The organism is Psychrilyobacter piezotolerans (genome assembly GCF_003391055.1).
Lineage (GTDB): Bacteria > Fusobacteriota > Fusobacteriia > Fusobacteriales > Fusobacteriaceae > Psychrilyobacter > Psychrilyobacter piezotolerans.
Genome location: NZ_QUAJ01000026.1, coordinates 1 through 18,829, shown reverse-complemented (window position 1 = coordinate 18,829; position 18,829 = coordinate 1). Strand labels below are relative to the sequence as shown.

Below are 18,829 nucleotides of genomic sequence, written 5' to 3'. Positions count from 1 at the left end.
TTTTATTATATTTTTGCCACTAGTTTACACCAATCATCACAAATAGATCGATAAAACTGTGATTGTCTCTATCAAACCTAACGTAATTATCTGTATCGACATAAAAAGCAGAATATTGTTCGTCCATTATTTACTACCCTTCTTAATTGTAATATATCTATACATGGAAAGAATACCCAGAATCCAAAATAGTAATCGCATAAAAACATAAAAGTCTATAATAGCTATCAAGGCTAAAAACACCCATATTATAAGTCCTATATAAGCAATAGACGTTAGAATTTTTTCTGTGGTTCCCATTTTAGAAATACCTATTTTATAAATTATATTTGAAAGATTGATTTTAGAAAAATAGATTTCAGAACATATTAATTTATTTTCCTTCCCTTTTAAAATCAAATTTCCAAATTCAGGATTTTTCGGAGTTTTATTGTAAACCACTTTTTTTATTTCACTATATAATATTTTATTTATTTTATTATTTTTTTTTAATGTAAGTAGTGAATTATTGGTAAAAATTATTGATTCTTGTGCAAATTCATGAGAACATAAAAATGTCATAAAAAATGTCATAAAAATTGGAAAGAAAAGCCAACTATAATAAACTGTAATAATCAGTGAGACTACTGCCAAAGGAAAAGATCCAAAATAAATTTTGTTGAATTCACGTTTTTTAGATTTTATCTTTTCATAAGCAATATATCGAACCTTTTCCCCCACCTCTAACCTTTTCTTTATTTTCGGATATTTCTCCATGAATTCATCTATTGTTAATTCTCCATTGGTACCAGTCAAACTGTTTTTAATTGTACTGTCTTCGTCCAATATTTTATTTATTAATATGTTCAAATTCTTTGGATTTTCTAAGTTACTTTTTTTAGTTTTTTCTTTATCAAGACTATTTTTATTCTTCCTTTTTTTAGTAATTTAAAATATGTAGTAACTAAAATAATATCAAAATATAAAATTATTAAATTCATAAAAAATAAATATGATGAAAGCTCAAGATAAGTGCCTATTAATCCCATTATTAAAACTATTAATAGTATCTTTATTTTAAATAATTTAGATGTCATTATTTCATCTTGTATTTTTAATTCGCTTTTAAATTTTAATAAAATTTGAGGTAACTGAAATCTGTTGTAATTTGTTGTAATCACCCCAATTTTTTCTTTATCACTATAAATACTGTATGAAAAACATCCCGGGGAAATATTGACATTCATCCTTTTTATCTCACTATAGATAAATTTTTTACTATATTTTTTCCTTTTTATAATCAATGATTTATCTGTAAAAATTACAGTATCCTCAACCATACTCATGATAAATATTATTGTAAGCAGAAATAAAATAAAAGTAGGTAAAAATATCCAACGATTCCCAGTATATGAAGTGATAATAAAAAAAGTACAAGCAGTTAAAAAACATACATAGATAGGTACTATAAACCTTAATATCCCAGTAGCATCTGATGGTTCATAGGCTATATACCGAACTTCCTCCCCTTCTTCTAACTCTTTCTTTACCTCATAATTTTCTTCCATAAACTCTTCTATAGTCAATGTCCCGTTGGTACCACTCGAGCTATTTTTTATCTCCTTATCTTCATCTAGTATCCGATTCACTATTTCATTCATATCTTCCATAACCCCATCCCCTATAAAAAATTTCTGCTTTCTAGCATTTTTTTTATTTAAAAATTCTTTTTCTAGATGTTACTCTACTTCTCAGTAAAAATTCTACTCAGTCGTACAACAGAATAAGTTCCGCAGTGTAACGAGGACTGAAGCTGTAAAAAGACGGTAATTACCTCTGACTTACCCCTATAACATCATTTAGAAAAAGTCTGCTTTTCTTTCCTCTATTTCTTTTTCAGATAAAAAGTAAATAGAGCCAGTTAAGGATGGAATCCTTAGAATTTTCTTCATACTACTCCTGTTTCCGTCTCTAGCCACATTCTAAATTATTTTATTTCAAATAAAAGTAATTTAGATACTCGTGTCTCAAGCGGACAAAAATCAAAAGTAGTAACTACAAAAAAAATACAGATCCCGAAAGATCTGCAACTGGCTGCCATTTTAAAGGCCCTATAGCTTTGCGTCACAGGATTTCTCCTATTTTGCCAACATTTTAAATTTTAATTAAAAAATTATTGAATTTTAATTAAAACTGTAATATTTTTAGTCATTTCTTTACAATATAGTGCATTTTATTTTTGTTGTCAATTTTTTTTATGTTCAGCCCAAATAAATAGACAAATATTGTAGATGAAATAATTACCATTGAAAAAGAGACTAAGGGTAAAGGTATTAAAAAAAGGGTTATATAAGTAAAATTACTCATATAATCCTTTTTTGTTTTTGATAATAATTCTGGATGCAGCGTCACGTTGCTTTACTTCCTAGCCACACACCCCTCCAAATGATCATCTACTACTCCTACTGCCTGTAAATAAGCATAGATGATTGTAGTTCCTATAAATTTAAATCCTCTTTTTTTCATGTCTTTACTTATGGCATCTGAAAGTTCTGTTTTTGCAGGAAGATCCTCCAATTTTTCTACCCTGTTTATTATCTGCTTACCATCTGTAAAATTCCATAGATATCTATAAAAGCTCCCAAATTCATTTTGAACCTCCATAAATCTTCCGGCATTGTTTATGGAAGCCCTTATCTTCAATCTGTTTCTGACTATTCCTTTATTATTCATCAGCTCTTCAAATTTTTCTTCATTGTATTCAGCCACCATATTATAATCAAAATTATCATAGGCTTTTCTATAGTTTTCTCTTTTTTTCAATATAGTCAGCCAGTTGAGCCCTGCCTGGGCAGATTCTAAGATCAGAAATTCAAACAAGGTTCTGTCATCATGGACAACCTTCCCCCACTCCTCATCATGATATTTTTCATAGAGTTCATTTCCTATACACCAATCACACCTTTTCATTCACTCCCCCTGTGGATCAAACTTAATCCATTTCCTTTTGGATCTTACATTAAAATATTAAATTTAATTCTTTTAACAGACTCTCCAATCTGCCGGTAATCACATTTAATTTGTCTACAATATCAAATTCCCTTTTATACAGGTTTTCAAACAATTCCCTTATGTCTGTTTCCATATTTTCCGGGGTGTGATCCAGCTGTTCTTTTGTAATTTTTAGGAGTTTTTTTTCTCCAGGGTGAAGTTTCATATTTATTGCAAAAATAATATCGAAATAACTTTCAAAAAATGCACTGATTCTATGGTTGACGCTTAGGATGTCATTTCTTTTTAAGGCCTTTTCTATCTGGTTGGTATAGGCTGGTATTATTTTATTTAAGAGGGGAAAGTTTTTTGAAACTATATTTTTTCTTAATTCTTCCGGATATTCAATATCAAACTTTTTTTGCAGGTTCTCTAATTTCCCGTCCCTGTCGTAGAGGATATCTGATTTAATGAAGTTGGCCCAAAAACAAGTGCTGTATCCTGTTGAGGCTGTACATTTTATAACTATCTCCTCCAATACCCTTTCTATAAATTCTACATCCCTGTATACAATATCCACCTGAACACCGTTCCCCCTGAAGAACCCCTGGTCCTCTCTCTCCCAGGTTGTGTTATCTAATTCAGCATAATTAAAATACTTATCTGCTATTTTTTTCCTGAAATCCAATGGGATCTCACCTTTAGAATATATATATAAATCATAATCCGAATCCTTATCAAAATCAGGAGTAGTTCTCGAACCCGATAAAAGAACCCCATCCACCGATTCATATTTTGAAAAATCATCCACTAACTCCAATAATATGCCATCATATTTATTCATACCTTTCGTCCCCCTTTATTTGAATATTTTTTTATTTTTAATTATAACAAACTAGTTCTGCCCTTATTCAATTATAATAAAAAATGTCTTATTTTTTCAAGAAATTTGTCCTGATTTTATTATGTTATTTAATTACAAAAGAATTTTGTATAACTTATTTTAATAAGGCAGTATTAAAGTATGGTTGTTAGTGACCCGCTTGTTATAAATTCGGCTATTTCATTTCTCCTTTCTATCCTTTCGGCCAACGACACCATCATAGTCACGAAATGAATGATACACTCAACAACCATTAACCTTATATATGCATTTTCTATTTAAAAACTTAGAAAATTCTTTGATCCAGCCAATATATTTGTTTTTTTACAAATATATCTTGACAATTTCATGTGCAAAGATATATTGTATATATAATAAAAGTTTTTATCATTATTTTTAATGATGAACTACGAGTTAACAGGAAGTATAATTTTTAAATGAAAATTTAAGAATTAAAAATATATTCTACGAGGAGGTCAAAATGGGAAAATCGCTTACGTATAAAATCTTAGAAAATAATCTGATATCAGGGGAATTAAAACCCGGTTCAGAAATAACCGTTAAAGTCAACCAAACCCTTACCCAGGACTCTACCGGGACGATGGTTTATTTGCAATTAGAAGCTATGAATATTAAAGATATAAAAACGGATCTTTCTGTTGCATATATTGATCACAACACACTGCAAGCAGGTTTTGAAAATGCCGATGACCATGAATTCATCAAAAGTGCTGCTGCAAAATATGGAATTATTTACTCCAAACCCGGAAATGGTATTTGCCACCAGCTGCATTTGGAGCGTTTTGGAAAACCCGGAACAATTCTTCTTGGATCCGATAGTCATACACCGACTGCAGGAGGTTTAGGTATGATAGGAATCGGGGCCGGGGGACTGGATGTGGCTGCAGCTATGGCGACGGGTACTTATACTCTGAAAGTACCAAAAGTTCTGAATATAGAACTTCATGGTAAACTGAAGACATGGGTATCTGCTAAGGACGTAATTCTCTATATCCTCAAAAAACTTACCGTAAAGGGTGGGGTCGGTTATATTATTGAGTATTCAGGTGAAGGAGTCGTTGATCTTTCTCTCACCGACAGAGCCACCATCACAAACATGGGTGCTGAACTTGGGGCTACAACATCTATTTTTCCAAGTGATGAAAACACCCTTGATTTTCTTACACGACAGGAAAGAACCAAGGATTATGAAGGATGGATAGCTGATGAGGGTGCCATCTATGATAAAAAATTGGTTATTGATCTAGATAAAATTACACCTATGGCAGCTATGCCGCACAGCCCTGACAATGTTGCTGCTGTAAAGGATATAGAAAAAATTAAGGTAGACCAGATTGCAATAGGCAGCTGTACTAACTCCTCCTATACAGATTTGATGAAGGTAGCAGCTATTTTAAAAGGTAAAAGGGTTCATCCGGATGTGAGTCTGGTAATCTCTCCTGGTTCCAGTAATATTCTAAAAATGATGTCGGATGAGGGCGCTCTGGGTGATTTAATATCAGCTGGAGCAAGAATATTGGAGGCATCATGCGGGCCATGTATAGGCATGGGACAGGCACCAAAGTCCAAAGCAATTTCACTGAGAACATTTAACAGAAATTTCAAAGGAAGATGCGGAACAAAGGATGCAGATGTTTATATTATCAGTCCTGAAACAGCTGCTGTTTCGGCTTTAACAGGATATCTTACCGATCCTTCAGAATGCGGATTGGATTTTCCAAAAGTAGCACTGCCTGATAAGTTCGCAGTCTATGAAAACTACTTTATCTACCCTCCTAAAGATAGAGAGGGTCTGGAAGTTGTCATGGGGCCGAACATCAAACCTTTCCCACTGAATGAACCACTGATTGATACTATGGAGATCCCTATTCTCCTGAAAACAAAGGATAATGTCACAACCGATGACATCATGCCTTCCAATGCAAAACTATTGCCCTTCAGATCCAATATTCCTGAACTTTCAAAATATTGCTTTGGAACACTGGTGGATGATTTTCACGTAAAAGCAAAGGCTGCAGATGGGGGAATTGTAATTGGAGGAGATAATTACGGTCAGGGTTCTAGTCGTGAACATGCGGCACTGGTGCCACTCTACTTAGGAATCAAGGCTGTAATTGCCAAATCCTTTGCTAGAATTCACAAGGCTAATCTAATCAACTCAGGAATTTTACCCCTTGTATTTAAAAATATATCTGACTATGAAAAATTTGATGAAACAGATGTTATTGTCCTTAACGGACTGATAAATTCATTGGATTGTGGTAAGGAGATAGAAATTTTAAATAAGACAAAATCTTTCTCTTGTACCCTTACCTTTGATGGTTCCAAAAGAGATGTGGAACTTTTAAAAAGCGGAGGTTATTTAAATTATGTTAAAAACAATAAATAAATTGGCAGGTGAAGTGAATGTATAATATAACATTGATCCCAGGGGACGGAATTGGTCCGGAAGTCAGCGAAGCTGCAAAGCACGTTGTAGATGCTACTGGTTTGAATATCAACTGGGAAACAGTAAATGCAGGTGAAAAAGTCTTTCAAGATACCGGTGTACTGGTCCCTGAAAAAGTCTTTCAGAGCATTGAAAAAAATAAAATTGTTTTGAAAGGACCAATTACAACACCCATAGGTTCTGGTTTCAGAAGTATAAATGTCATGCTCAGAAAAAAATATGATCTGTACTCAAATGTCAGGCCTGTGAGATCCCTTCCGGGTATCAACACCCCTTTCAAGGGAATTGATCTGGTGATTTTCAGGGAAAATACCGAGGGGCTCTATGCAGGTATCGAACAGGAGCTGCCTGATGGAAGTTGTGAGGCAGTCAAAAGAGTTTCCCGGAATGCTTCCATCCGAATTGCTGAAGCGGCATTTGAATATGCAAAGAAGAACAATAAGAAGAAAGTTACAGTAGCCCATAAAGCAAACATCATGAAACTTGCTGACGGACTCTTTCTGAATTGTGTCAGAGAAGTTTCACAAGCTTACCCCGACATTGCACTTCAAGAAGTCATCGTAGACAATATGTGTATGCAGCTTGTGATGAACCCTAACCAGTTTGAGGTTATTGTTACCATGAATCTTTACGGTGACCTCCTGTCCGATCTTTGTGCAGGATTAGTAGGCGGCCTTGGTCTGGTCCCAGGTGCCAACATCGGAAAAGATATTTCAATATTTGAAGCCGTACACGGCAGTGCACCGGATATTGCAGGCAAGAATCTTGCCAATCCCATTGCCCTTATCCTTTCAAGCGCAATGATGCTGAACCATATGGGTGAAACAGATAAAGCGGAAGCAATTATAAAAGCCGTAACCAAAACTATTTATGAAGATAAAGTTCTCACCTGTGATTTGGGTGGTAAGGCTACAACAAATGAAATAACAAAGGCAATTATCAAAAATATCATTTAACTGCGTGGGGGTGAAATCGTGAATAATATCAATGACAAAGCAATCCTGGATAAACTGTCCTTAAAAGCTGAAAAAAACAACTATATCAAACCAGAATACTATGATCAATTCAATGTAAAGCGTGGTCTCAGAAATAACAATGGAACTGGTGTCCTGGTAGGTTTGACAGAAATCGGTTCAGTTATAGGTTATCATATGGATGGTGATATAAAATGTCCCTGTGAAGGTAAACTATTTTACAGGGGTATCAACATCAAGAATATAGTAAATGGATTCCAATCGGACAACAGGCGTGGCTTTGAAGAAACTGCATATCTTCTTTTGTTTGGAGAACTGCCTACATCTGATGAGCTTTTGGATTTCACCGGACTCCTGGATCAGTGCCGTGACCTGCCGCCGGGCTATACAGAAAATATGATTTTGAAGATCCCTGGTAAGGATATAATGAACAAGTTACAGAGAAGCATCCTAACCCTTTATTCTCATGATCCCGATCCTGATAATATTGATGTAAAAAATATATTAAGACAGAGTATTGAGCTGATAGCACGTGTCCCTACAATAATTTCTTATGGATATCAGGCAAAGGCACATTATTTTGATAAGAAAAGTCTTTTTATCCACAAGCCGCAACCAGGTATCGGAACGGCTGAAAATATCCTGCATATGATTCGTCCGGACAATAAATATTCGAAATTAGAAGCGGAGACCCTGGATCTGAGTCTCGTCATCCATGCAGAACACGGCGGCGGTAACAACTCCACCTTTGCTACCCATGTAGTTTCATCCAGTGGAACAGACACCTACTCGGCTATGACAGCCGCTGTAGGATCACTTAAGGGACCAAAACATGGGGGTGCCAATAACAAAGTCCGGGAAATGATTCTGAACATCAGGGAAAACGTAACAGATTGGAGCAACCGTGAAGATTTAAAAGACTATTTGTTAAAAATTTTAAAAAAAGAAGTTTATAACAAAAAAGGTTTGATCTACGGCATGGGCCATGCTGTCTATACTAAATCCGATCCCAGAGCCTTACTGCTGAAGAAAAAAGCCTATGAACTGGCCCTGGAAAAAAATGCAGTTGTGGATTTTAATCTCTATAAAAACATAGAAGAACTTACCATTGAACTGTTTAGGGAATTAAAGGGAGATAATGTTAATATTTCTGCTAATGTGGACTTATACTCTGGTTTTGTCTATGAAATGTTAGGCATTCCATATGAGTTGTATACACCTATTTTTGCTGCTGCGAGAATTGTGGGATGGTGTGCTCACAGAATCGAACAGATCGTCAGCGATCAGAAGATTATCCGGCCTGCATATAAAACGGTTAATCCGAGACAGATATATATATCCATAGACAAACGCGGGGTGTCCAAAAAAAATTAATGAATAAAGGATGGTGAAAATGGGAATATTAGCTAAAAGATCGGAAGATAAAAATATAATAGATACAGTATTTACCATGGTTAACAAAGCAAAGGATGCAAAAATTAAATATGGAGAAGAAAATGTAATAGATGTAACAATAGGTGCCCTTTATGATGAGAATGGAAATTTTACTATTTTCGATTCTGTAAATAATGTATATAAAAACTTAGATAAGATGGACATAGCACCATATGCAGAATCATTTGTTGGAAATAGTGATTATCTGAGGGAAATAAAGTCGTGGGTATTGGGTAGTCATGAAGAAAAATTCAATGTAGGAGGTATTGCTACCCCTGGTGGAAGTGGATCTGTAAGTTCTACCATGAAAAATATATTGGATGCAGGTCAAACATTACTCATCCCAAATATTGGCTGGGGATCATATAAAATAATGGCTAAAGAGCATGATTTGGAAGTGGTAACTTATGAATTATTTAATAAAAAAGATGAATTTAATGTAGAAGATTTCAGGGAAAAGGCCCTAAAGATAATGAAATCGCAGGGGAAGGTCCTGGCTATAATTAACGATCCCTGTCATAATCCTACGGGATACTCTATGAGTATCTCTGAGTGGAATAGTATTGTAAAAATAATGAATGAACTGTCTGAAATAGGGAATTTTATTTTATTAAATGACTTAGCTTACATAGACTATTCTGTTAACGGATATGAAAAAAGTCGTGAATATATGGATAACTTTAAAAATCTATCTCCTAAAAATTTAGTTATATTTTCATTTAGCTGTTCTAAAACTTTGACTAAATATGGGCTGCGTGCAGGAGGAAGTGTTTTTATTTCAAATAACAAAAAAAATATAGATGATTATATGAGAGCCAATGAGTTTACCTGCAGAGGTGTTTGGTCAAATATACCTAAGGGTGGAATGAAATTATTTTCAACCATACAAGAAAATAAAGTTCTTCGGGATAATCTAAAAAAAGAAAGAGATTTTTATATAGAATTATTGAAAAAAAGATCCAAAATTTTCTTAGATGAAGCAAAAGAAGCAGGACTGGCAGTTTATCCATATAAGGAAGGGTTTTTTATAACTTTAAAAATAGAAAATGATAAAATAAAACAAAGTATGGAAAAATTAAATGCAGAAAACATTTATCCGATACAGGTGGCTTCTGGAATAAGGATAGCTATTTGCGGTAGTCCAAGTAAAAAATTAAAAGGATTAGCCGGAAGGATAAAAACGATATTAAAGTAAATAGGTAGAGAGGATTCGATAAAAGGGAGATGATATATATATCATCTCCCTTTTTCCTTCATATTTTTTTATTATGGAGCCAAAATTTATATATTTAGTTGACAAGGGTAATTTTATAATGAAGTATTTATTAGAGGTATATTTAAAAATCAAAATATATAGCGGCAACATATTAAATTATGGTATGAGGAGGAAGACCTATGAAAAAAATTGTGATTTTTTATTCATTTGAAGGTGATACAAAATTAATAGCTGAAAATATAGCCCAAACAATAGGTGCAGACATTTTGGAATTAAAACCAAAAGAGGACTTGAAATCAAAAGGAATTATGAAATACGTATGGGGCGGGAAAGCAGTAATGATGCATGAACAGCCGGAATTACTCCCTCTGGATAAAGACGTCGATAGTTATGATGTTTTATTCATCGGTACACCTGTATGGGCTTGGTCATATGCTCCGGCCTTAAATACTTTTTTTTCCGCACATTTATTATCCGGTAAGAAAATAGCATTATTCTGCTGTCACGGAGGGGCAAAAGGAAAAATATTCGATCATATGAAAGAAGTATTAAAAGACAATGAGATTTTAGGAGAGATCGATTTCAAAGATCCACTAAAAAACAACACCGATGAAAATATTGAGAAAGTAAAAAAATGGGCAGAAAATATAATGGAAACATTATAGTCATATTTAATTCATTAAAAAATACCCCATGGGGTATTTTTTAATGTAATTATGCAGATAAATTTACCCACTGATGTTTTATGAAAATTTATAATTTTAGTATTATTTGACCAATAGAAAAAGGAAATCCGTTAAATTTCAGTAGTTATAAAGAAGGTAAACATCTATATCTTATCAAGGAGGTCCCCTTATGAAATTTCAAAAATTTAAAATTAAAAATATATATATATATTTTTTTTTATTTATTGTAATATTTTTATTCTTATTTTATAAGGGAAATTCAATATATAAAGGTGAGATTAAAAAAATAGATGATAATCTTTATAGAGCTGCTAAAAATTTAGAATATCTATTGCAAGAAGATTATAACTTCTATGGAATGGATAAAACTTCGTATACCCGTGAAGAAATTTTAGAAACTTCTGAAAAAATTACAAAATTAGCAGAGATAAACAACGTTGATTATCTCTATACTATTATAATTGAAGATGGTATGCCTACCTATACTTCCATCGGTGGCGGCTATGAATATTATGAATATATAAAAAATAAAAATATAAGCAAACTTTACTGGCTTACTTTTGAAGAGATAGAAGATGATTCCATCCATGAGACCATTCAAGCATTTAACACTAAAGATGTTTATTATATCAACAGTTCCGATGATCTTGGGAGCTACAGATCTGTATACCTCATGCTGACCTCAAAGGACGGCCGAAGATATATAGCAGGTGCTGACACAACTATACCTAATTTAAAGAAATCTATAATCAGTGGGCTCTTTACTCTGACAATATATACTCTATTAATTTCAATAGTATTGGTAGCATCTCTGGTTACTGTCTTCGCTAATATAAAAAAACAAAACACCCTTCAAAAAATTTTGCTTGAAAATATGAATTTTGATAAACTTACCGGTGTTTTAAAGAGGGAAAAAGGGTTGGAACAGCTAGAGGAGATAATCAAACAGCTGCCTCTGGAAAATAAAAAAATGTTTTTAGCCTTATTTGATATCATGGATATGAGCTACATCAATGAGGAGTTTGGAACAACAGTCGGCGACAGTATGATAAAAAAACTGGCAGAAATATTAAAGCTGACTTTCAGAGAAACCGATAAGATAGTAAGATTGAACGGGGATCAGTTTTTAGTTGCTGTTACAGAACCTTTAGATGGCGGGGATATAAAAGAGTTCAAAAAAAGGTTTGATATGTTTCTAAAAAAATATGATTTTGGTAAAAAAAGGAAACTCCATATGACTGTACGGAAAGTATTTTTAGAATGGGATAATGAAATAACTTTAAATGCCATGTTAAGGGTTTTATTTGAAAAACTCCGATTTGAAAAAGGGAACGATAAAAAGGAAGTGGCTGTTATAGAACTTGACATCCAGAGGGGACTCCACGAAAATGAATTTGAGGTATATTATCAGCCAAAGATAGATGTTACAACCAGAAATATAGAATTTGAAGCCCTTATGAGATGGAACCATAAAGAGAAAGGAATGATCCTGCCAGGGGCATTCATTCATATAGCCGAAAATTCATCCTTGATAATCTCCCTTACCGAGTTCTTAATCAAACAGGTAAAAAAAGATATTCAGCTGTTGAAAACAAAGGTATCTTTAAATATATCTCCCAACCACTTCAATAAAGAGTTCTTTTTAGAAGAAATGATGAATAAATATGATGATTTAGACGGTATAGAGTTCGAATTGACCGAAGAAAACTTTATCACAAATATAGAGGAATCCGTAAAAAAAATTAAAATTTTAAAAAAACTAGGAGTAGACTGTCTGATCGATGATTTTGGAACCGGATATTCTTCCCTTTCCTATTTATCAAAGCTGCCGGTAACCACTCTAAAAATTGACCGTTCATTTGTCCTCCATCTGTTTGAGGGTTCTGAAAATATGAAGATTATCAAAGCCGTTACTGAATTGGGGGGTAATTTGGGTTTAAAGGTTGTCGTAGAAGGGGTTGAGGAGAAGAAAGAGGTGGATTTCTTAAGGGAAATAGGAATTAATGTTTTCCAGGGATATTATTTCGGTAAACCGGAAAAATTAGAAGTCGTTCTAAATAACTTAAAAAACAACACCTACCTCATAAATTTAAAGGACGAATAAAATTAAAATGGTCAAAGTCTTTATAAATAAAAGATTTTGACCACTTTTCTATTTTTTTTGCATATAGAGGGTATTCGGATAGAATCCAAGCTTTTTATAAAATCCTATGGCTGTTTCATTTTCCTGGGATACCGTCACCCCGATTGCTTGACATTTTTTTTGATCCATCCACTGCAGATGCTTATCCACAAGTTCTCTTCCAAGACCTTTCTCCCTATGAGTTTCATCCACATGGAGAGTTTCAAGTTCCCCTTTCCTGCCATCTATCACCGATATACAATACCCAATATATTCATCTTTATTTTTGACAACACTTATTTTCATATTCTCCTCATTGAATCCGCTGAAAGCCTGTATTCTTTCATCAAACCTGATCAAATGATATGACTCCTTAAAATATTCTGAATTTTTCTCGTGATACTGCCTGTTTTTTTCCCAAAGATCCCTGATTATTTCAACCTCAGCATAAGAAATATCAAAAATTTCAACCATGATTATCCCCCCATTTATAAACAAATTTAATTTTTAATGTCATTAATCTTTTCAAAAATTATCCCGTCTTCCCACTTTTCATTTATATTAATAACCTGCCTTGTTCTACCGATAAATTCAAATCCATTTTTTATTAAAACTATTTGTGAGCCGATATTAGCCGGAGAGGTCCCAGCTTCAATTCTATGCAGATTATGCTCATTGAAAGCCTTGTCAATGACCAGTTTAACCGCTTTAGTTGCATATCCGCACCCATTATATTCTTCCCCAATCCTATACCCTATCTCAGCTTTTTGAAGTATTCCCCTTATAACTGAAAATAAATTTACTCTACCTATTATTTCATTGGACTCATTTCTAATTAAATACATATAGCAAAGTCCATCTTCCTGCTCCATTATAATTTCATCCAAAATTTTCTGAAGATTTTCTAAACAGTAATATTCATCTGCCCTGGGGGGTAAATTCACTTCAAAAAAATCTCTGTTTTCCCTCTCAAATTTTAACAGTTCTTCTGCATGTGATTTTGATATCATTTCAATAGTTATATTTTCCATATTTTTTCTCCTTCTTCCAATTTCTTTTACAGCAAGCCTAATTCTTTAAGTTTTTCTTTTAAAGACTCCGGAGTTTTTAAATGCACTCCGGATATTCCAAGTTCTTCAGCTGACCTTATATTTTCTAATTTATCGTCTATAAAAAGGGTCTCCTCTGGATTTAAAGAATAATTTGTCAAAAGGGTTTCATAGATAGCTTTTTCAGGTTTCAGATGCTTTACATAGGCAGAAACAACACCTCCATCAAAATAACCAAAAAACTCATCTCTTTCCCTTATCTCCTCAAAAGGAATTTTTGGAAAATTTGACAGGATATAGAGGTTGTAACCTTTTTCTTTGAGCTCCTTGGGGATCTCCTTATTAAAATCAAATGGAATCATAATATCTTTTCTTATTTTCATAATCTCCATTACCTCGTCGTAGGTAAAATTTCCATTTTCATCTAGTTTTTCTGCCAGTTCTTTTTCAGTCAGGGTCCCCCTGTCCAGTTTCAGCCAGTCCTCATGCCCAAATATATATTCCATAATTTCATCTTTTTTCTCATAGTTGTTTATTTCCAAAAATTCTTTCGGATTAAATTTAATCAATACCATTCCCAGGTCAAAAACTATATTTTTTATCATTACTTCCTCCATCTTACTTTTCTTTAATATAACAAAAAATTGAACTTTCACGACATTGTAACCCTTAAAAAAAACAAAGTTTTACTGAGTTTAATTTATTTTTTGAACTCGTTTATAATATTTTCCCGGATAACTAAAACTGTACCAAATAAGATATAGAGTTATCGGTGTTCCCAAAACAAAGTTTACATAATACAAAGTATCAAATGACCAATTCATCAATCCAAACCCCTTTATAATAACCTTCAAGACATAAAAGATAAACCACATGATGGTCACCTTTCTAAATGCCGGCTTAAGAATATAAAAATCCTCCTCTCTTTCACATAGGTCTCTGGCCAAATAAGAAACAATATCTTTTTTTCTTATGAGCGACACCCCGAATATAAGTGCATACACCGAATTGGAGATCAATGGATATACATAGTATACTTTAGGATTTTTAAAAACAAAACTCATTATTGTCTGAGTCACCAAAGAAAATATACCTAAATAACTAAAGGGTTTCAACTTCTTAAGTTTAAGATATTCTTTCATATATATTATTGACCCTATTCCAAAACTACTTAAAACTGCCCATGAAAATGAAAGGTATTTATATATCACCATAAATACTATTGCCGGGATTACCTCTCTTAATATCTCTCTATATTTAGTATTCATGACTAGCCCACCTTAAAAATTTATTTTTACAATATTTTCATCATATTCATGACTACTGCTGCTGAATTTTGTGCCGTAATTTTCTCAAATTCTTTCGTACTGACCGAAGCTTCTTCATCAGCTTTATCCGAGATACTTCTTATTACAACGAAAGGCACATCATTTATATGAGCCACATGCCCGATGGCAGACCCCTCCATCTCCACACAATGGGGTGAATACCCTTCTATAATCTGTTCTTTTAACTGAGTATCATCTACAAAACATTCCCCGCTTACAATTCTTCCCAAATGACAAGAACTATTTATCACATCACTATTTTCAAAAGCTTTCTCTGCAGCTTCAATTAATTTCCTGTCCCCTTCAAAATATTCCTGATGAGGAAACCAATTTTTCATCTGCTTTTTTCTTACATCATGATGGGTCACATCCCTGGAGATAACCACATCACAGACTTCAACATCTTCATGCAGTCCTCCAGCAATGCCGGTATTTATAATACCATCTACTCCTAATTTACTGATTAATATCTGGGTGCAGGAAGCTGCATTTACTTTTCCTACCCCGCAGGATGTTATAATCACGTCTTTTCCACATAATTTACCCAGGTGAAATACAAAGCCTGCGATCTTTTCTTTCCTCTGCAGCTCTATCCTGCCTAATAACAATTCAATTTCTATATCCATAGCACCGATTATTCCAATTCTTTTCATATTTTCTTACTCCTTAAATTTTATAGAGCTAGGTCAGCAGTTCATTTAACTGGCTTATAGAATCTACAATATACGTCGGATTGGCCGCCTCTAATTCTTCTAAACTGCCATAGCCGTATAAGACTCCAATTGAATCTATATTATTTTTTTCTGCTCCAATAATATCGTATTTTCTGTCGCCGATCATAATAGTTTCTTTCAAATTTTTTATTTTTAAATTCTCGATTGCACGATTAATTATTTCTGCCTTATTCCCAAGGGTTCCATCTAAGTTGCTTCCCACTATCAGGTCAAAATATTCCATCATTCCAAAATGCTTTAAAACAGTATTAGCAAATACTGTAGGCTTAGATGTTGCAACTGCAATTTTACAACCCCTGTTTTTTAATTCCCCTAACAGATCCAGAATCCCAGAATAAACTTCATTTTCAAATATCCCATTTTTTCTGAAATATTCCCTGAAATATTTGATTGAATCTGAGATCATCTTTTCATCGAAGGAATAAAACTCCATAAATGAATCTTTTAACGGTGGGCCTATAAAAATTTCCAAAGTGCTCAACGATTCTTCTATTATATTATTTTTTTTCAATGCATATTGTACTGCTTTTGTTATCCCGACTCCCGGATCCGTAAGAGTCCCATCCAGATCAAATAAAATATATTTATACTTCATCAACCCCTCCTTGTAACTAATATTTGTAATTTTAATCGCACCTTACAATTTGACAATATATTGTAATACTCTCTCTCCTGTATCTGAATCTATAAATGAAGATTTTAATTTACCATTATTCTTTTCAATGATTCGAACTGAACCAATATTTCCCTCATCACAAGTAATTAATAAATTATTGATCCCCATCTTACCGGCTTCTAATAATCCCATCTTTAAAATTTGATTCCCGTTGCCCTCTCTTCTTCGAGTCATTTTAATTTCATAACCTATATGACCGATGGTTTGCAGATAATCGCTGTCTACTCTATGACGAATCCTTATAACCCCAAGAACTTCATCTTTTGAATCAACAAGCCAGTAACTGCTGCAGGGAACCCAGCCATTGGGTAACCCAATCCCCAATTCAGTATTTTTTAATTCATCTACATATAATTTAAAATCTATTTCTGCATTTTTATATAATTCATATGTTTCTGATCCGCTCTTTTTTATTTCCTCAACATAGGTCAAAAAAGCATTTTTATAATTTTTATCTGGTTTAATCAATCTAGTATTTGCCATTATTTACTCCTTCAAGAAACTTTTTATTTTTTTCAGATATTAATCCTTCATAAAATCTATTTTTCATATCAGTAATTACTGTATAACCTAAGTTGCTACTTGTAAAAAAGACCTAAGGATTCCATCCTTAACTGGGTTCATTTCTTTTGATGAGCAAAAGAAACGAACCAAAGAAAAGCTCACTTTTTCTAAATGATGTTATTTGAGTAAGTCAAAGGTAATGTCCGTCTTTTTATAGCTACAGTCCTCGTTATACTGCGGAACTTATTCCGTTGGGCGACTGAGTAAAATATTTACTGAGAAGCTAGGGAACATCTAAAAAAAGAGTTTTTAACCTCAAAAATGACCTCTTAGCAAGTCTCTTTATCTCATTTTCTCAAAGTTCTATGTTTATATAATCTTTTTATTTATCAAAAATCACTTCATCAAATAAACCTATCTTACTAAACCCTAGTTTTTTGTAAAATTTAATAGCTGTTTCATTTGTTTCTTTTACATTTAACACAATTTTTTTAAAATCGGGTTCTAAATAATCCATTAACCTTGTTACAGTCTTTGTAGATAATCCTGTATGCCGATAGTCCGGATGAGTTGTTATATTTCCTATTGAAACTATTTTAAACTCTTCTGATTTTGCCGTTATCCCTGCTAAACTTATTATCTTACCTTCAGACTTAACTCCCCAAAAATATCCACCTTTTATAAATTCATGGTCTACTAAGTACTCTGGATGACTTTCCTCCAATAAATTTATAATGCCTTCAGTATCTTTTTCACTCAACTGCTGGACAGCCTCACTGTCAATTTTTTTATCCTCACTTCTTTCGGTCAATTCCATGTTGTAATACCTGCACACCTGTATGTCCTCTGCTTCTACCAAAGATTTCCTTACTGTATCAGCGTTAAGGTGAGTGTATAATTTCTTTGGCAGGAATATTCGGAGCTGTTTAAATAATTCATCCTGATAAAAATCCGTTTTACAATATGATGTGGCTAATAAAATCGGAATATCATATTTGATAACAAACATGGCTACTGCCATCAACCGATCTTCTTCATATAAACCATACCATTGAGTATTTTCCCAAAACGGTGTTCCCAAATTATTACATTGATATATAAAATTCCCAAGCTTTTGCCTGTTTAAATATTCTTTAATTGTACCCTTATGGTGAATAGCCATTAATTTCATTGAATTAATCTCCTTATTATTATATTATGTCCATTGATTTCTGTACTTATCTAATGCTTTTTGATTATAATCTCTATATTTTCACCTGCTGAGATCTCTGCATAACCTCCTACAGGAAAGGTAAGGTGCGGAGTGGTATGTCCAAAATCGGCATCATAAATAATCGGCATATTTTTTAACTCTGCCTTTGTATTTATTATTTTTTCAAGGAGACCTTCTTCCATCTTTGATTGTATTTGAAACCTTCCGAATACTATCCCTCTGACCTTTTCAAAATTCGGCTGGTGGATCAGAGACTGGAGGTCTCTGTCAAAGGTTTCAGGTGAAGTCATCCCATCATCTTCCAAAAACAAGATTGTATCCGTTAAATCCGGCATAAATTCTGTTCCCTGCAGCAGGTTCAGCGTGCATAAATTACCGCCTATTATTTTCCCCTCTGCCCTTCCACTTCCCAATGATTTATAGCCATTGTTCTCATTAAATCTCCTTGTATAATGAAATAGAGCTATAAAAGCACTATTTCTAGTTTATTTAATTTTTTAGTATATAATTAACATAGACGCTGTGGATTAGTGTGACCTCCTATAGCTTCGACTATTTCTTTTAGGCTCT

19 protein-coding genes and 1 riboswitch are annotated in these 18,829 nt (G+C 33.3%); of the genes, 6 read left to right on the top strand and 13 right to left on the bottom strand.

The genetic code is table 11. The annotated features are described in order from the left end of the window. Positions 1–126: 126 nt before the first annotated feature. The 4 genes from DYH56_RS12600 to DYH56_RS12580 all read right to left on the bottom strand — a co-directional run bounded on the left by DYH56_RS12600 (position 127) and on the right by DYH56_RS12580 (position 3,814). The gene (locus DYH56_RS12600) at positions 127–849 is read right to left on the bottom strand and encodes a hypothetical protein (protein ID WP_147269617.1); all 723 of its coding nucleotides are present in this window, start codon (positions 847–849) and stop codon (positions 127–129) included. Between the two features lie 14 nt (positions 850–863). Further along, entirely contained in the window at positions 864–1,649 is a 786-nt protein-coding gene (locus DYH56_RS12595; protein WP_114643231.1) for a hypothetical protein, read from the bottom strand. A 412-nt stretch (positions 1,650–2,061) separates the two neighbouring features. Continuing rightward, a riboswitch (cyclic di-GMP riboswitch) is annotated at positions 2,062–2,137 on the bottom strand. Between the two features lie 260 nt (positions 2,138–2,397). Further along, positions 2,398–2,949: a DNA-3-methyladenine glycosylase I gene (locus DYH56_RS12585; RefSeq protein WP_114643229.1), complete on the bottom strand. Its 552-nt coding sequence runs from the start codon at positions 2,947–2,949 to the stop codon at positions 2,398–2,400. 49 nt (positions 2,950–2,998) lie between these two features. Then, complete coding sequence (locus tag DYH56_RS12580; protein WP_114643228.1) at positions 2,999–3,814, bottom strand: DUF4037 domain-containing protein; 816 nt, start codon at positions 3,812–3,814, stop codon at positions 2,999–3,001. Positions 3,815–4,334: 520 nt separating this feature from the next. On the opposite strand from DYH56_RS12580, the gene DYH56_RS12575 reads away from it, so the two are divergent. The 6 genes from DYH56_RS12575 to DYH56_RS12550 all read left to right on the top strand — a co-directional run bounded on the left by DYH56_RS12575 (position 4,335) and on the right by DYH56_RS12550 (position 12,737). Then, positions 4,335–6,263, top strand: a complete 1,929-nt coding sequence (locus DYH56_RS12575; RefSeq protein ID WP_114643227.1) for an aconitate hydratase — start codon at positions 4,335–4,337, stop codon at positions 6,261–6,263. A gap of 17 nt (positions 6,264–6,280) precedes the next feature. Beyond that, entirely contained in the window at positions 6,281–7,279 is a 999-nt protein-coding gene (locus DYH56_RS12570) for an isocitrate/isopropylmalate dehydrogenase family protein (RefSeq protein WP_114643226.1), read from the top strand. An 18-nt stretch (positions 7,280–7,297) separates the two neighbouring features. Next, on the top strand, positions 7,298–8,671 hold the full coding sequence (locus DYH56_RS12565; protein WP_114643225.1) for a citrate/2-methylcitrate synthase: 1,374 nt from the start codon (positions 7,298–7,300) through the stop codon (positions 8,669–8,671). 19 nt (positions 8,672–8,690) lie between these two features. After that, positions 8,691–9,926 (top strand): pyridoxal phosphate-dependent aminotransferase, encoded by a 1,236-nt coding sequence (locus DYH56_RS12560; protein ID WP_202922782.1) that lies wholly within the window; start codon positions 8,691–8,693, stop codon positions 9,924–9,926. 200 nt (positions 9,927–10,126) lie between these two features. Further along, positions 10,127–10,612, top strand: a complete 486-nt coding sequence (locus DYH56_RS12555; RefSeq protein ID WP_114643224.1) for a flavodoxin family protein — start codon at positions 10,127–10,129, stop codon at positions 10,610–10,612. A gap of 190 nt (positions 10,613–10,802) precedes the next feature. Then, positions 10,803–12,737, top strand: coding sequence for a GGDEF domain-containing phosphodiesterase (locus tag DYH56_RS12550; RefSeq protein ID WP_114643223.1), 1,935 nt, complete (start codon positions 10,803–10,805; stop codon positions 12,735–12,737). Between the two features lie 48 nt (positions 12,738–12,785). Here DYH56_RS12550 and DYH56_RS12545 read toward each other — a convergent pair whose 3' ends face one another. The 9 genes from DYH56_RS12545 to DYH56_RS12505 all read right to left on the bottom strand — a co-directional run bounded on the left by DYH56_RS12545 (position 12,786) and on the right by DYH56_RS12505 (position 18,672). After that, positions 12,786–13,229, bottom strand: coding sequence for a GNAT family N-acetyltransferase (locus DYH56_RS12545; protein WP_114643222.1), 444 nt, complete (start codon positions 13,227–13,229; stop codon positions 12,786–12,788). 26 nt (positions 13,230–13,255) lie between these two features. After that, a complete protein-coding gene (locus DYH56_RS12540; protein ID WP_114643221.1) occupies positions 13,256–13,786 on the bottom strand; it encodes a GNAT family N-acetyltransferase in 531 nt (176 codons plus the stop codon). 26 nt (positions 13,787–13,812) lie between these two features. After that, positions 13,813–14,409 (bottom strand): HAD family hydrolase, encoded by a 597-nt coding sequence (locus DYH56_RS12535; RefSeq protein WP_114643220.1) that lies wholly within the window; start codon positions 14,407–14,409, stop codon positions 13,813–13,815. Between the two features lie 90 nt (positions 14,410–14,499). After that, on the bottom strand, positions 14,500–15,072 hold the full coding sequence (locus tag DYH56_RS12530; protein ID WP_114643219.1) for a DUF3159 domain-containing protein: 573 nt from the start codon (positions 15,070–15,072) through the stop codon (positions 14,500–14,502). 26 nt (positions 15,073–15,098) lie between these two features. Then, positions 15,099–15,785, bottom strand: a complete 687-nt coding sequence (locus DYH56_RS12525) for a 5'-methylthioadenosine/adenosylhomocysteine nucleosidase (protein ID WP_114643218.1) — start codon at positions 15,783–15,785, stop codon at positions 15,099–15,101. Between the two features lie 28 nt (positions 15,786–15,813). Next, complete coding sequence (locus DYH56_RS12520) at positions 15,814–16,461, bottom strand: HAD family hydrolase (protein ID WP_114643217.1); 648 nt, start codon at positions 16,459–16,461, stop codon at positions 15,814–15,816. A gap of 42 nt (positions 16,462–16,503) precedes the next feature. Continuing rightward, a complete protein-coding gene (locus tag DYH56_RS12515) occupies positions 16,504–17,025 on the bottom strand; it encodes a GNAT family N-acetyltransferase (protein ID WP_114643216.1) in 522 nt (173 codons plus the stop codon). Between the two features lie 403 nt (positions 17,026–17,428). Next, positions 17,429–18,217 carry a GNAT family N-acetyltransferase gene (locus tag DYH56_RS12510; RefSeq protein ID WP_114643215.1) on the bottom strand — a complete coding sequence of 263 codons (789 nt, stop codon included), beginning with the start codon at positions 18,215–18,217 and terminating at the stop codon, positions 17,429–17,431. Between the two features lie 50 nt (positions 18,218–18,267). Further along, a complete protein-coding gene (locus DYH56_RS12505; protein WP_199533028.1) occupies positions 18,268–18,672 on the bottom strand; it encodes a S66 peptidase family protein in 405 nt (134 codons plus the stop codon). Positions 18,673–18,829 lie beyond the last annotated feature (157 nt).

Coding starts and splice junctions, on each gene's coding strand:
- DYH56_RS12595 (WP_114643231.1), bottom strand. CDS start 1,649: ATGGAAGATATGAATGAAATAGTGAATCGGATACTAGATGAAGATAAG.
- DYH56_RS12585 (WP_114643229.1), bottom strand. CDS start 2,949: ATGAAAAGGTGTGATTGGTGTATAGGAAATGAACTCTATGAAAAATAT.
- DYH56_RS12580 (WP_114643228.1), bottom strand. CDS start 3,814: ATGAATAAATATGATGGCATATTATTGGAGTTAGTGGATGATTTTTCA.
- DYH56_RS12575 (WP_114643227.1), top strand. CDS start 4,335: ATGGGAAAATCGCTTACGTATAAAATCTTAGAAAATAATCTGATATCA.
- DYH56_RS12570 (WP_114643226.1), top strand. CDS start 6,281: ATGTATAATATAACATTGATCCCAGGGGACGGAATTGGTCCGGAAGTC.
- DYH56_RS12560 (WP_202922782.1), top strand. CDS start 8,691: ATGGGAATATTAGCTAAAAGATCGGAAGATAAAAATATAATAGATACA.
- DYH56_RS12555 (WP_114643224.1), top strand. CDS start 10,127: ATGAAAAAAATTGTGATTTTTTATTCATTTGAAGGTGATACAAAATTA.
- DYH56_RS12550 (WP_114643223.1), top strand. CDS start 10,803: ATGAAATTTCAAAAATTTAAAATTAAAAATATATATATATATTTTTTT.
- DYH56_RS12545 (WP_114643222.1), bottom strand. CDS start 13,229: ATGGTTGAAATTTTTGATATTTCTTATGCTGAGGTTGAAATAATCAGG.
- DYH56_RS12540 (WP_114643221.1), bottom strand. CDS start 13,786: ATGGAAAATATAACTATTGAAATGATATCAAAATCACATGCAGAAGAA.
- DYH56_RS12535 (WP_114643220.1), bottom strand. CDS start 14,409: ATGATAAAAAATATAGTTTTTGACCTGGGAATGGTATTGATTAAATTT.
- DYH56_RS12530 (WP_114643219.1), bottom strand. CDS start 15,072: ATGAATACTAAATATAGAGAGATATTAAGAGAGGTAATCCCGGCAATA.
- DYH56_RS12525 (WP_114643218.1), bottom strand. CDS start 15,785: ATGAAAAGAATTGGAATAATCGGTGCTATGGATATAGAAATTGAATTG.
- DYH56_RS12520 (WP_114643217.1), bottom strand. CDS start 16,461: ATGAAGTATAAATATATTTTATTTGATCTGGATGGGACTCTTACGGAT.
- DYH56_RS12515 (WP_114643216.1), bottom strand. CDS start 17,025: ATGGCAAATACTAGATTGATTAAACCAGATAAAAATTATAAAAATGCT.
- DYH56_RS12510 (WP_114643215.1), bottom strand. CDS start 18,217: ATGAAATTAATGGCTATTCACCATAAGGGTACAATTAAAGAATATTTA.